Origin of the sequence: Spirosoma sp., from assembly GCF_048594605.1 — a bacterium.
Classification (GTDB): domain Bacteria; phylum Bacteroidota; class Bacteroidia; order Cytophagales; family Spirosomataceae; genus Spirosoma.
The window spans coordinates 1-14,587 of record NZ_JBMDWV010000147.1; the positions used below are offsets into that span (position 1 = coordinate 1).

At 47.4% G+C, this 14,587-nt stretch carries 11 protein-coding genes; 3 read left to right on the plus strand and 8 right to left on the minus strand.

The window, feature by feature from the left end; translation table 11 throughout:
- Window positions 1-134 precede the first annotated feature (134 nt).
- Entirely contained in the window at window positions 135-1,673 is a 1,539-nt protein-coding gene (locus ACOJS8_RS09395) for a magnesium chelatase (RefSeq protein ID WP_420148278.1), read from the plus strand.
- A 76-nt stretch (window positions 1,674-1,749) separates the two neighbouring features.
- Here ACOJS8_RS09395 and ACOJS8_RS09400 read toward each other — a convergent pair whose 3' ends face one another.
- The gene (locus tag ACOJS8_RS09400) at window positions 1,750-2,070 is read right to left on the minus strand and encodes a heavy metal-binding domain-containing protein (protein WP_420148279.1); all 321 of its coding nucleotides are present in this window, start codon (window positions 2,068-2,070) and stop codon (window positions 1,750-1,752) included.
- Window positions 2,071-2,441: 371 nt separating this feature from the next.
- Here ACOJS8_RS09400 and ACOJS8_RS09405 point away from each other — a divergent pair, with 371 nt between their 5' ends.
- Window positions 2,442-2,954, plus strand: a complete 513-nt coding sequence (locus tag ACOJS8_RS09405) for a lipocalin family protein (protein ID WP_420148280.1) — start codon at window positions 2,442-2,444, stop codon at window positions 2,952-2,954.
- Between the two features lie 258 nt (window positions 2,955-3,212).
- Window positions 3,213-3,698 carry a lipocalin family protein gene (locus ACOJS8_RS09410; protein WP_420148281.1) on the plus strand — a complete coding sequence of 162 codons (486 nt, stop codon included), beginning with the start codon at window positions 3,213-3,215 and terminating at the stop codon, window positions 3,696-3,698.
- Between the two features lie 61 nt (window positions 3,699-3,759).
- On the opposite strand, the gene ACOJS8_RS09415 is transcribed toward ACOJS8_RS09410, so the two are convergent.
- The 7 genes from ACOJS8_RS09415 to ACOJS8_RS09445 form a co-directional block, all read right to left on the minus strand.
- Window positions 3,760-4,446, minus strand: coding sequence for a uracil-DNA glycosylase family protein (locus tag ACOJS8_RS09415; RefSeq protein ID WP_420148282.1), 687 nt, complete (start codon window positions 4,444-4,446; stop codon window positions 3,760-3,762).
- Window positions 4,443-5,324, minus strand: coding sequence for a serine hydrolase (locus tag ACOJS8_RS09420; RefSeq protein ID WP_420148283.1), 882 nt, complete (start codon window positions 5,322-5,324; stop codon window positions 4,443-4,445). Before ACOJS8_RS09420 ends, ACOJS8_RS09415 begins: the two co-directional genes overlap by 4 nt.
- A gap of 5 nt (window positions 5,325-5,329) precedes the next feature.
- The gene (locus ACOJS8_RS09425; RefSeq protein ID WP_420148284.1) at window positions 5,330-6,433 is read right to left on the minus strand and encodes a vWA domain-containing protein; all 1,104 of its coding nucleotides are present in this window, start codon (window positions 6,431-6,433) and stop codon (window positions 5,330-5,332) included.
- Window positions 6,434-6,624: 191 nt separating this feature from the next.
- Entirely contained in the window at window positions 6,625-7,548 is a 924-nt protein-coding gene (locus ACOJS8_RS09430; RefSeq protein WP_420148285.1) for an aspartate carbamoyltransferase catalytic subunit, read from the minus strand.
- 574 nt (window positions 7,549-8,122) lie between these two features.
- Window positions 8,123-11,749, minus strand: a complete 3,627-nt coding sequence (locus ACOJS8_RS09435; RefSeq protein WP_420148286.1) for a M1 family aminopeptidase — start codon at window positions 11,747-11,749, stop codon at window positions 8,123-8,125.
- Window positions 11,750-11,753: 4 nt separating this feature from the next.
- Entirely contained in the window at window positions 11,754-12,638 is an 885-nt protein-coding gene (locus tag ACOJS8_RS09440) for an ABC transporter ATP-binding protein (RefSeq protein ID WP_420148287.1), read from the minus strand.
- 156 nt (window positions 12,639-12,794) lie between these two features.
- Window positions 12,795-14,225, minus strand: a complete 1,431-nt coding sequence (locus ACOJS8_RS09445; protein ID WP_420148288.1) for an arylsulfatase — start codon at window positions 14,223-14,225, stop codon at window positions 12,795-12,797.
- Window positions 14,226-14,587 lie beyond the last annotated feature (362 nt).

Genomic DNA, 14,587 nt, shown 5'->3' on the forward strand with positions numbered 1-14,587 from the left:
AGCATCCAAAAACCATTTCTTTCGAATACCTGTTTCAATAAGTGATGAGGGACGAACCCTGAATGATAAGTGAGTTACTACGTTAACCACTCATTAGTTATTGATTATCGCTCATCACTTATCACTGTCTCAAAATGAACTATCGCAGCCTGAAAGCTTCAAAATTATTATCGATTACTACGCTGGGCGAATTGAAAGCCGCTGGATATGAATCCCGCTCAATTAAACAGGAACTACGTGACAATTTAATTGACAGAATCAAGGAGAAAGAGGTGGTTTTTCCAGGTATATGGGGGTACGAAGATACCGTCATTCCGGACGTAGAGCGCGCTATTCTGTCCATGCACCACATTAACTTACTGGGTTTACGTGGGCAGGCCAAAACCCGGATTGCCCGGCTAATGGTTAATTTGCTGGATGAGTACATTCCGGTGATAGCTGGTTCTGAACTGAACGATGATCCACTGCAGCCCATTTCCCGCTTCTCGCTGGATCTACTTGCGGAAAAAGGTGATCAAACGCCCATTGCGTGGATGCACCGAAACGATCGGTATACCGAAAAGCTCGCTACCCCCGATGTATCTGTGGCCGATCTTATTGGCGATGTTGACCCAATTAAAGCAGCTACGCTGAAATTGCCTTATTCCGACGAACGTACCATCCACTTTGGCCTTATTCCGCGCTCACATCGTTGTATTTTTGTTATCAACGAATTGCCTGATTTGCAGGCTCGTATACAGGTATCGTTGTTTAACATCCTGCAAGAGGGCGACATTCAGATTCGGGGTTTTAAGCTACGTTTACCACTTGATATTCAGTTTGTCTTTACGGCTAACCCGGAAGATTACACCAACCGGGGTAGTATTGTAACCCCACTGAAAGATCGGATCGATTCTCAGATTGTAACGCACTACCCGAAGTCAATTGAAATTGGGAAGAAGATTACAATGCAGGAAGCGATTGTGAAAACGGAGCAGAAGGGAATGGTGAAAACCAACGATCTGATTGCTGATCTGATTGAGCAAATTGCTCTGGAAGCCCGTGAAAGTGAGTACGTCGACTCAAAGAGCGGTGTTTCGGCCCGGATGACCATCTCGGCTTACGAAAATCTGCTTTCTTCGGCCGAACGTAGAGCGTTGCTTAATGGCGAAAAAGAAACGTATGTTCGTATTGCTGACCTGTATGGTGTAGTTCCCGCTATCTGTGGTAAGGTCGAGCTGGTCTATGAAGGTGAAGTGGAGGGGCCAGTTATTGTCGCGCAGAACCTGATCGGTAAAGCAATACGTAATCAATTCTTAGCGTACTTCCCGAATCCGGAAAAAGCTAAAAAAGACAAACGCGGCAATCCTTACAAGAAAATTACGGACTGGTTTGGCGACGGTAATACGATGGATATACTGAATGATCTGACCAACCGCGATTACGAAGCACGGTTACGCACGATTGATGGCCTCGACGACGTAGTGGATCAGTTTCATCAGCGCCTTAGCAAATCCGAAAAATTATTTATGATGGAATTTGCGCTGCACGGCCTCGCTGAACATTCGCTGGTGGGTAAGAAAGCTATGGATACGGGCTTGTCGTTCAAGGATTTGCTCGGCTCAATGTTTAATCCCGGCAATCGCTTTGGCGAAGAAGAAGAGGATGACGACGACGATAATGATCGGTATTAGTAAGAAATAGCGTAAACAGAAAAAGGGTAATGAGTCTGCAAACGTAACCGCAGCCATTACTCTTTTTCTGTTTACGCTATTCTGTTACTACAGCAGTGCCATTAGCGCTAACCATGAGCATAGAGCCATTACCACCAATGGTCTGATAATCCAGATCGACCCCGATGATGGCATTGGCACCCAGCCTGGTCGCCTGATCAATCATCTCCTTAATGGCAATACTTTTGGCTTCACGTAACGCCTGTACGTAAGCGCCCGAGTGCCCACCCACTACGTCGCGGATAGATGTAAAAAAATCCTTTACCAGGTTGGCACCAATAATAGCTTCACCGTTGACCAGACCAACATATTTTTTGATATGCTTGCCTTCAATGTTAGAGGTAGTAGTTATGAGCATGAAACGGAGTTGTCGGATTGAAGAGTAGGGGTAAGTAGGGGTAGTTCTGGCCGTAAATTTATACAGTTGTCTGTTTATATAGACGCCGTTCATCATATTCCTATGCCTTCTAATCGATGCTACGTTCATTACGCTAGGTTCTTCAGCTATTCAGATTGTTGACTGCGAGCCGACGATTGTACCAATAGCGTCATTAATATCCTGTGTTGGGGAATCGCATAAGTGCGGTCGATTCGTCCCATATTCGATACAGGCTTTAAGTTGCCCAGTTCAGGCGTCAAAATCTACCGTCCGTACAAGCTGTCGCTGACGGAGGGCGATTTGTCGAATAGTTTTGTGGAAAACTAAAAACAAGTCAATCCACAAAACTGATGAAAATGATGAATGTAGGGCGCATACTAGCCTGGACAGTCGTAATGGCGATGCCGTTATGGTTCGGTAGCTGTAAAAAAAATAATGGCGGTGAAATCGATCCGGTGACGCCAAATTCTGTAGAAGGGAGCTGGAAAATTTCGTCGATATCGCTTAAGGAAGCGAGCGGCACCGTCGATTACCTGGAAATCATTAAATTGATTGCCGGAGAAGAAGCCATTAAGTGTCTTACGGATACCAAAGCCACATTCAAGAGCGGTGGCGAAATTACCGGAACACCCTCTCCGGCCTGTACTTCGGGCGGAGCCGATGACTATAATCCCGCAAAAGACAAGTCTACCTGGAAAACGAATGGTAATAAGTTAACGATCACCAGTAGCGAGGGCGCTGAAACGTATGATTATACCGTGAGCGGTAGTACCATGACCTGGAGCATCCAGCAGCAGGACGATGTTGATGAAGATGGCGTCAATGAAGTGTACACAACAATTATTGAATTTAAACGGGTGTAGGCCACCGTGGCTTGTTAAAACACTATAGAAATTGCCGCTTTTATCAGAAGCGGCAATTTTTTTATGCAGTTCATCGGTAAGTAGTTTTTGCCTATATTTTTGTTTACTTTTCCATCCATTCAATGAATAAATAGCTCTTTATAAAAAGCTCATAAGTGCGTACTTTAGTGCATTCTTTTTAAAGAAAACGTTTACGTCAGCTAATTGAAAAATAATCAAATGAAAAAAGCTACTCTAGTTCGACTATTTACATGGACTATGGTTTTGACCATTCCTGTGTGGTTTGGGAGTTGTAAGAACGACGATGATCCTGGTACTCCGACTACGCCAGCTATAGAGGGAAGTTGGAAAGTCTCAGGATATAAAATTGATCCTGCTGTGGATCGATTCGAAACAGGCCAAAAAAGCAATGACTTATTAGCTGCTTATAAGCAAGCATTACCTAACGGCACTAACATCGTAGATTGCTTCACCAGCAAGGTGTTAACGTTGAGTAATGATGGCAAACTTACAACGACAGCAGGATCCAAATGTACTGTACAAACTGACATCTTTCCCATTGCGAACAATTCGACCTGGAAAGCAGACGGCAATAAAGTAACGGTTACTAATGGTAATAATGTAACGACTTACGATACGTCTATAAGCGGTAATAACCTAAAAATGTCGTACCCGGCTTCGCAGGATTTTGATGGCGATGGAAAGCAGGAAACCTATACATACACTATTGAACTGACCAAATAAAAGGGGGGGCATGGCCATCTGCTTTAAAATTCCCTGTTACTAGTTAGTAACAGGGAATTTTTTATAAACCAACGTCCAGACAGTCCTGCAGGGTGGCTATATATTTCTCCAGGTAAAGTGGCGAGTCTTTGGTTTTATACTGAAGGATATATCGTGGATGATCCAGCGTAACGATTCGCTCAAAAAAGCCTTGTTGTTCATTCAATCGGCGTAAATACGTTTCATTCTTGCGTCCTAAACAGACCGCTACGTGCCGGGAAGCACCGAAATGGAGTTGCGTTCTCACCGTTTCGGTGATGGCTGGCCACAGTACGTTGGTTGTGGTGCGATCGTCGTAGAAATTATAATTTTTTCCATCTTTTATGAGCGCCAGCGGAAACAAAGACGTTAAGAAAAACTGACCGTAAAAGGTTTGTGCGCCACCTAATGCCTCAATAACCTGATAAATAAACCGGCTCGATAATTCAGGGGTATCGCGCAGGCTATTTTCGATACCACAGTAACGGCGCAAATTCTGAGGGGTCGTAAACGAAATTCCTGTAATTCCCGCACCAAATCGACCGGGATTAATACCCAGTACAAAAACGCGTGGATGGGTGTCCTCGTAAAATTTAGTGTAGAATTCTCTGACAATCTGTTGCACTTCCGGCTGCTGGTAGGGATTCATCACCCCAACCCCAGGTGGCAACGTAGTAGGGGCGGAGAGGGCATTGTAATACGTAATGGCTTTACTGGCGAATGTGGTCATGAGCGTGAAAAATAATCATAACAGATGCGCGACAACTCGCTGATGATACGTTCTGCTTCGGGCGTAGGAACGCCTTCAACAAAAACGGATAGCAGAAAAGGCTTTTTGGTGTAAACAATCCCGGCGTCGCCACGAACATACGTAAGTAGCCCCGTTTTGTGCGCTACAACAACATCTTTCGGCAATAATCGGCATATGGTTAGATCGCCCGGTACCTGTTTGAGAACGTTAATCATCTCGTCGCAAAGTTGGGGCGTAGCAACTTGATGTCGATATATTTTCTCCAGCAACGTACTCATTTCCTGCGCCGTTACGTAGTTTTCGCGTCCCTGTTTTGCGGCAAGTGTATCCATCATAATTCGGTTAAGCTGGCTCTGTTTGAGGCCAATTATGCGTATCCGCTGGTTGATAGCATCGCGATTTAGCCGGTTGATAAGGATGTTAGTCGCTGTGTTATCGCTTTCAACGAGCATGAGCCGGAGCAATTCGCGGTAGCTCACACGGCTTTGGTCAGGATAGTTCTGCAACACACCCGAACCGCCGACTTTCTCCGCTTTCGATAAGGTGTGAATGGTATCCAGATTTAGCGTTCCGGCTTTAACGCGCTCCATCAATTCGAGCAGGATCGGGAGTTTAATAACGCTGGCCGATGGAACCCGTTCGTTGGCGCGGTGACTAAACGCTACGTTGCCATCTGTCAGAGATTTTGTTGTTAGACTAATTCGCGCTTCCGATGGCAGTTTCCCTAAATAAGCCGTTATTGAATCGGTGAGCGCTGAACTCGCTCTGGACTGGCTCAAGACGGTTGTCGACATGCTGATGAGCAAAAACAAAGTCGGGATGAGCGTCCCGACTTTGTCAATGAGTGTGGTTTGCATAGAAACTACTTAATATTCTTCCGGCGGTTACGCTGAAAATCCTCGAACATCATATTGCCTAATCCCTGCAAACCGCTGTAATACGCCCGGCCATTGTTCACCTTCGTGAATTCCTGCACAAACTGCTTCAGATACGGATCGGAGGCAATCATGAACGTAGTGATCGGAATCTCCAGCCGACGGCATTGTGCTGCTAACGTCAGGGTTTTACTGACCACTTTACGGTCCAGTCCGAACGAGTTTTTGTAGTACTTGATGCCTTCTTTCAGACAGGTTGGTTTCCCGTCTGTGATCATGAAAATTTGCTTATTCTTGTTCTTCCGCCGACGTAGCAGATCCATCGCCAATTCAAGCCCGGCCACCGTATTGGTATGATACGGTCCTACTTCCAGATACGGTAAATCCTTCGCCTGAATCTGCCAGGCATCGTTACCAAAGACTACAATATCGAGTGTATCTTTTGGATATTTCTGCTTAACCAGCTCAACCAGTGCCAGCGCTACTTTTTTGGCGGGCGTAATCCGATCTTCACCGTATAGAATCATCGAGTGACTAATGTCGATCATCAGCACCGTCGATGTTTGCGTTTTCTGCTCTTTCTCGGTCACTTCCAGATCGCGCTCCATCAAATGAAACTCTTCGACACCGCTATTGATCTGTGCATTTTTAATGGATTCCGTCATGGAAATCTGCTCCAGCGTATCACCAAACTGATAAGAACGAAGATCGCTGCTCAGTTCATCGCCAGTGCCCGTATACGGCGTATTATGATTACCGCCTGTTTTGGAGCGTTGCAGCTTCCCAAAAATTTCTTCGAGTGCACTACGTCGGATTGTCTGTTCGCTCTTGGGCGTCATAACAATTTTCCCTTCCTGATTCTCTTCGGTCAGATATCCTTTTTCTTTAAGGTCGTCGAAGAAATTGCCGATACCATACTTATCGTCGGTCAGGCCGTATTGTCGATCAAGCTGGCTCATCCAGGACATTGCCTGCTCCACATCGCCAGAAGTTAACAGCAGCAGTTGCTGGAAAATATTGAGCAGTTTATCGAAGTTGCTGCCCCCTTTTTGCTCGGGCGGTATATAATCAGAAAATTGAAAGCCTTTCATGTTGTCAATGAGTGATTAAGCGAATTTGTGAATGATCGGTCTGGTAGACCAGCGGTGAAGAATTGGCGTAAAAGTCGGTACGAGGAAAACAGTATGTTTTACGGATTTGTTCGCCTGAATGCCTTGCCAATAAATCAACGCTCCGGTTTCATTTACTGATAAGCTCTTTTCTCAAATATAACAAAGAAAGCTTACAGTTGCGCCAGTAAGTACAGCACGGCCATACGTACCGCTACGCCGTTTTCTACCTGATCCAGAATGATCGAGTGAACAGAATCAGCGGCATCGGACGTCAACTCAACGCCCCGGTTGATCGGGCCGGGGTGCATCAGCACGATGGGTCGATCAAGCTCGTCGAGCATTTGTTTCGAGATGCCGAAATAAAGCGAATATTCACGTAGCGACGGGAAATATTTGATCTGTTGCCGTTCCAGCTGAATCCGTAATACGTTGGCTACGTCGCACCAGGCCAGAGCCGCCCGTACATCGTGGCCGACTTTTACTCCAAGAGATTCTATGTGTTTGGGAATAAGTGTTTTAGGGCCGCATACCATCACTTCGGCGCCTTGCTTTTGCAAACAGAAAATATTGGAAAGCGCTACGCGAGAATGGGTAATGTCGCCGATGATCGCGATACGTTTACCCGCTACGTCACCGAGTTTCTGGCGGATAGAAAACGAATCGAGTAAGGCTTGCGTCGGATGCTCATGCGTGCCATCGCCGGCGTTCACTACGTTGGCTTTGATGTGTCTGGTGAGGTAATGCGGAGCGCCGGGGCTACTGTGTCGCATCACGACCATATCGACCTTCATCGCCAGAATGTTATTGACCGTATCCAGCAGGGTTTCGCCTTTTTTAACGGAACTGCCCGATGCCGAAAAATTCACTACGTCGGCCGAAAGCCGTTTTTCGGCCAGCTCGAACGAGAGTCGGGTACGGGTCGAATTCTCGAAGAAAACATTGGCAATGGTAATGTCGCGTAGTGACGGAACTTTCTTGATCGGCCGGTTAATGACTTCCTTAAATTGACCGGCTGTTTCTAAAATAAGTTGAATGTCAGATTCGGTCAGGTCTTTAATGCCCACCAGATGGCGGACGCTGAGAGATTGGGCCATGAGAGCAGTACGTACGGCTAAAACTCAGCAAAGATAGTTGTAGATACGTAACGCCCGATGATCATCAGGATGAAAGTAATAGGCGCAGAGCCTTGGTTGTGGGAATAAACGATGTGGGAGCTGGTGTGTAAAAGTTGGATTATGTTCCCGATTTTGAGAGGACGTAACAACTGTTCAGACTATCCCTTAAAGTCCTATAACCCCTAAATCCCCTAGAGGGGACTTCATCCAAGCGCGAGTCAAGTCCCCTTTAGGGGAGTTAGGGGTTACAGGACTTTAGGCGTAAAGTCAATGAGAAAAGAATAAGCCCAAACAGCTTCATCGCTCACTCATGGCCCCACCAAACTTGCTGACGAATGATTATTCGCCGAGGCCTGGTCAATCGGGGAGGTTTGGACAAGAGTGTTTTTAAAATACGTTTCATTGGTTGGTTGATTTATGGTTGTGAATAGATGCGGTACACAAAAATATCCTGATACGTCGCCTAAATCACGACGCATCAGGATAGATTGACAAAAGAGCTGCCTGAAATGAGGATACCGTTACGTTAAACGATGCCAGCCAGAGACGGGTGTTAAAGCTTATCCACTCGCTTGAGGTTATCATCGGGTACTCGGTCAACAAGGAAGTTTATCGGGTCGATGCCTGCTTCGTAAGGTTCTTCTTTCACAACGAACGTGTACTTCCCGTCTTTCTGACGCATCCGTTCACGCCGAACCGCGAGCAGTTTTCCCTGTTTTTTCCCTTCGGCTGGTTTACCATAAACACCTACGTCGATAAGATCATTGAGCTTTGTTGGTGTTTCCCGGCCCAGTGAATCGGCGTAAAACTTCTCGGCCTGTACGTTAATCGTTACGTCGTATTGACCATCCGGACGCTTTTTGGCGGAAGCGGCAGTTGCGCGGTTATTGAAAATGGTAATCCGCTCAAACTGATCCGTAATGACGGATTGCAGCGAATCGGGCGTTTGCTGACGGAACAGGTCGACCAGATTATACGAAACCGGATATGGCGGCTGACGATACGCGTACTGACCAACCAGCGTTTGCAGCGCTTTGTTTACCGCACTTTCGCCGATAAGTTCTTTCAGATAATACATGACCGCGCTTCCTTTATTGTAGTGAATATACCCCTGGTTCTCTACCCGCTCAAGTGGCACTTCTTTCAGCGATTCAGAACCGCGCGCTGACAGATACCGGTCCATTTCGAACTTCAGAAAGCGCTTCATCCGACTTTTATCGTACGCCTTTTCCATTACCATCAGCGCCGAATACTGCGCCTGCGTTTCCGAAAGTACCGTAGCACCCTGCATGTATGCACCGACGACCTGGTGTGCCCACCATTGATGCCCCATCTCGTGCGCCACTACGTATTTGACCATGTCGATGTCTTCTTCCGGGTCAATTTTGGAAATAAACCCGATCGATTCGGAGTAGGGCATCGTGCCGGGAAACGCCTGGGCGAAACTGGCGTAGCGTGGAAACTCGATAATACGGGCCTGTTTGTGGTAATAGGGGCCGAAGTGTTCGGTATAATAGGCAAGCGAACCTTTGATGGATTCGAGCATATCCCGCACATTGTACGGATGTTTTTTGTCGTAATACACTTCTACGTCGATGCCATTCCATTTCTCCCGAGCGACTTCATACTTGGCCGAAAGGAACGAATAAAAATTAAGCGACGGATGATCGAGTTTATAGTGAAAATACCGCCGGGGCTGTCCGTCCACACTGGTTTGTTTCCACTCCTTCAGCAACGAACCCGGCGCAACGGCAATCTGATCGGGCGATGTACTGATCACGGTTTCGACCATGACCCAGTCCGAATTATTGCTGAGATAGGTGTTCATGCAGTCGCCGGTGCAGTCGCGTTCCAGTTTTGGCATACGTGCTTTTTCGGGCAGGCCATATTTTTTACGGTCGTTCTTGTCCGATAGTTCGCCCTGTTCCTGATACCCAATCTGTGGAGCGATATCGAACGTATCGAAAAAAGAGCCGTTCTGGTTAATCTGCTTGGTAAACTGCACCTCATTCTCGAAGCCGCGCGTTAATCGACGCGTTGTGAAGCGCAGGTGCAGCGAATCGCCCGGAGCCAGTGCGGGACTGAGTTGATAAATAGAATAATTGAGTAGCGAATCGTCCAGAATTTGTTTCGACCGGTCCAGATTGATCGTGAAATCCATGCGATTGGGAAACACAATGTGCACTGAATCAATTGGGTTGTCGGTACGATTGACCAGTACATAATCTCCCTTCACGATTAGATTTCGCTCGCTCGGATAGACCTCAATATTGTATTTTACGTTGGCAACGCGGGGTTGCGGGTGGTTTTGATAGCGTTTGTATTTCTGCTCGTAAGTCACCTGTTGCTTTTCCTGCACTTTCGTTGTTACGTAGCGGTTCAATATGTTGGTGTTGTAGAAAATAAATCCGCCCACCACGAGTAAAGCAGTCGCCAGACCAATCAGAGCAAACCGATTAGAGCCGTTTAACGCTTGTCGTGCCGCCCGCAGCCGACTACGCCAGGACGTATCTTTGCCCCGTATCCAGAACAGAATCGCTGCCAGTCCCAACACGGCCGCCCACAGTGACCAGTAAATGCGAAACCAGGCCAGCGAGGCAATGTAAGGTCCCCATTCGTTCATGTCCGAATACGTGTAATTCGGGGAGGCATTAAACTGGGCAAGATTGCTCTGGACGTCTAGGGGTGTCCAGGCGTAGGCATTGGCGATCAAGAGGGCAACGACCACGAAAAACGCTACGTATTTGTTATTAACGAGCGTATGAACAAGCATCGACAGAATAATAATGGGAGCGTAGCGTAGTACCGAAATCACCAGAAATTCAGTGAGATAATGCCCCAGTTCTACCTGAGAATAACCCATCAGCAACTGCGTCGTGATACCCGCGAGAATGCATAAAAGCTGAACCGTAACCAAAATTCCCATCATGGCCAGAAACTTTCCGACAAACACGCTCCAGTTGCGATGAGGCATAGCATCATAAATCTGGTCGAGTTCGGCGTCACGTTCTTTCCAGATAATCGCGCCAGAATAAAAAATGATGATCGCAAACAGAAATAACGAAATGGTACTCTGGATAAGTTGGATAACCTGATACGTAACGGGATACGAGCTTAGCCCATAAAATCGGTTGGCGTATTGCAGCGCAAACCCCATATTGATCAGGCCCAGCAGCAGAATAATAATAAAGGCGGTGCCCTTCACCGTACCCCAGAAATCCGTTCGGAAGACACGTAGCATCTGCACCCACTGCGCCGACCAACCAAAATTGAGGCTGACGCGGGGCAGGTTTTGCAGGGGTTTGAATACGTCTTTTCCCGAATCGTCGTTGGTCGTTTTTCTGCGCCACCAGCGTGCTTTCTGTACACGTTCTTCAAACGAAAATCGGACATACGTAATGACCAATAACAGCAGCCCAACTCCGCCCCAGATCATCCGATTCGTCAGCATTAATCCGTCAGTCAGGCTGACCGAGCGCGTGTTTTTGTCGCTGACGGTCCAGTATTTCGTGATGAGCGAGAACGGTCCAAATCCCAGCGCATCGAAATACGTAGCGAGGTGCTCGTGCTCAACGTCGCTCAGGAAATTACCAGCCACGAGTTGAGCAACCAAAAGGCCGATCGCTCCGATAAATGCGGTGATGGATGAGCGTGTCAGAGCCGCCAGCATGAAAATGAACGCACCGGCCAGGAACGTATTCGGAATGGCAAAAACCAGAAAGCTGTTCAGATGTGCCGACCAAACAATAGGCCCATATCGTTCGGCATCAGTAGCGCCCGTTACCTGACCGATCCATGTACCCAGAATAATACCGATTGAAATACCAAGAAACGGAATCAACGCCACCAGAAAGGAGCCGAAAAACCGTCCGGCCAAGTAGTCGAACTTACGGATGGGTGAGGCAAAAACGATCTGATTGGTTTTGTACGTAAAGTCGCGAATGGCTGCGCTCTGCACAAAAGCCGTGGTCATCAGCAGGGCGAAAATGCACCAGATACCGAACTGATTCTGAACAACATAAGGCGCGTTTTTGTAAATATTGCCGAACGTACCACCAATCGTCAGATCATCGGAGGCTCCCGCCCAGGCAAACATCACTACGTTAACCAGCAGAAATACATACACCATCGGCTGCCGCAGCCAATAGCGAATTTCGAACGTAAATATATGTCCAAACATAGGCTTAGGCAGCTACAGAATTACTTTGTTCGATGGTCGAGAAGAAAACATCTTCCAGGTCTGGTTGCGCGCTCTGAAACCCTTCACCCGGATCGGTTTCGCTGAAAATATGAACGAGCGGTTTGCCAGCGACAAGCTTGTTCGAGATGACGTTGTACTGTTGCTGATACGTTGGTAACTCGGTTTTCTGAATCGACTTTTCCCAGATTTTACCTTTCAGGTCGTTCACTGAATCCAGCGGAGAGCCACTATAAAGCACTTTGCCTTTGTGAATGATCGCCATGTTGTTGCAAAGCTCCATTACGTCCTGCACGATGTGTGTGGAAAGAATTACAATCACATTTTCGCCAATTTCCGACAGCAGGTTGTAGAATCGATTCCGTTCGCCAGGATCGAGACCTGCCGTGGGTTCATCCACAATAATAAGTTTGGGGTTCCCAATAAGTGCCTGCGCAATGCCAAACCGCTGTTTCATACCGCCTGAGTAACTACTAACCGCTTTTTTACGGACGTCGTACAGATTTACCCGATGCAGCAGCGCCGTGACCAGTTCACTACGTTCCCGACCATTAGTAATGCCCTTCAGAATGGCGAAATGATCGAGTAGGTCCGTGGCCGCCACTTTCGGATAAACCCCGAATTCCTGTGGCAGGTATCCCAGTACCCGACGCACGGCATCTTTCTGATTGAGTACGTCCAGGTCATCGAGCATGGCGGTTCCTGTATCGGCGTCCTGCAACGTAGCGAGCGTTCGCATGAGGGTCGATTTGCCCGCGCCATTCTGACCCAGCAGGCCATACATGCCGTTCGGAATGGTCAGTGATACGTCGTCGAGTGCGCGTACGCCGTTTGGATACTTTTTGGATAAGTGTTCGATTATCAGCTGCATAAGGTAAAATGGAAGGGTACAGTCAAAAATAAGGACGACTTCTTAAACCTATGCAGTTTTCGGGCGAATGGTTGTTTCCCCAGGACGAATGGGCTCTTAAATAATCTTAAAATTGCTTAGCTGCCAGAGTCTGGTTGGCTGCACCAGTCAGGCAACTTACTTTGCTCCAAATGGAAACAACGGTGATTCTGTATGCGATTGCCGCATGAGTTGACCCATTTGTTTAGCTTTATCCGGGTGTTGATCCGCTACGTTGTGAGCTTCAGCGGGATCTTTGGAAAGGTCGTACAACTCGACAGGAGCAGTCGGATTTGTCGCGGCCTGCAAACGTACCGCTTTCCAGTTTTCCTGCCGAACGGCCTGTCTGCCGCCCTGTTCATGGAATTCCCAGTACAGATAATCGTGTTTTTTCTGCGACCCTTTCCCTGTCAGTGTCGGTACAAGCGAAATACCATCCGTTTGGGTCGGTATTTTGGCGCCAGCCAGTTCAGCAAACGTCGGGAGTAAATCCCAGAAAGCGCCAATATAATCGTTTGTAGAACCTGGTTTGATAACACCTGGCCAGCGCGCGAAAAAGGGTTCGCGGATTCCGCCTTCATATAGATCTCGTTTGACGCCCCGGAAACCACCGGTGCTATTGAAAAATTTTGGATCGGCCCCGCCTTCGATATGCGGGCCATTGTCACTCGAAAAAATAACGAGCGTATTCTGATCAAGACCTTTTTCTTTCAGCTTCGCCATGACCTGACCAACGTACCAATCGAGTCGGCTAACCATAGCCGCAAACGTAGCGTGGGGAATAGCCTGTGACGCATAGCCTCCCGTTTTTGCATTGGGACCGTAGTCGGCTCCTTTAAACGGTTTCTCTGGAAATTTGCCTTTGTAATACGCCAGCAAACTATCATCAGGAACAACCAGTTCGGCATGGGGCAGAATGTAAGGCAGAAACAAAAAGAAAGGTTGCTGACTGCTACGTTCATTGAGAAAATTCAGCGCCTGCTTCTGGATGAGGTCAGGAGCGTACTCCTTCATTTGGCGAAGATCTTCATTGGCTGTTAGCACCACTTTCTGACTGTTATCCCAAAGATGATTCGGATAGTATCGGTGCGCCAGCGACTGGCAATTGTAGCCGTAAAATCGGTCAAAGCCTTGTTTATTCGGATCACCCTCCGAACCGACTGGACCGAGTCCCCATTTCCCGAAGGCGCCCGTTACGTAACCTGCGCGTTGCAGAAGCTCAGCAACCGTCGTTACCGAATCGGCAATGGGTTCCTGCCCTTCGGGATCTACCCCTTTATTTCCGCGAATATACGTATGACCCGTATGTTGCCCCGTCAGGAGCGACGACCGCGATGGAGCGCATACCGACGTACCGGCGTAGAACTGCGTAAAACGCATTCCCTCTTTCGCTAGTCGATCGATATTCGGTGTTCTGATGAGCTTTTGGCCATTAACACCCACATCGCCATACCCCAGATCGTCGGCCAGAATAAAGATAATATTGGGCCGGTTAACACTCCGATTCTGTGCTACGCTGAATGAATAGAAGAAGGTAATGGCAAAGAGGGAAAGTATAATTCGTTTCATACTACGGCTGTATTCTGTTAGATAATGTCGTTACGTATTTTATCAGGCCGCAAATCAGGTAATTCCAGGAGGGCTATGTTTCTGTTCTATTCTCCATTTAAGCCGGAATATTTGAACTTCAAATGGCTTTCCTTTTAACGAGAACAGCCGTTGATGCTTACTACGTCCGATTATTATATGCGGATGGACAAAGCTATGATAAGGTTCGACAGGTTGCACTTAAACATATCGCAAATGCCTGTAAATATCAAAGAAACGCGAATGCTTTCTTGTAAAGTAGGGCTTGTTTTAAGATGTTGCTGTTTAGCGTTTTCGTGTAAATTAAGATACGTACTAATGGCGAAAGAGTAAGCAAATCCAAT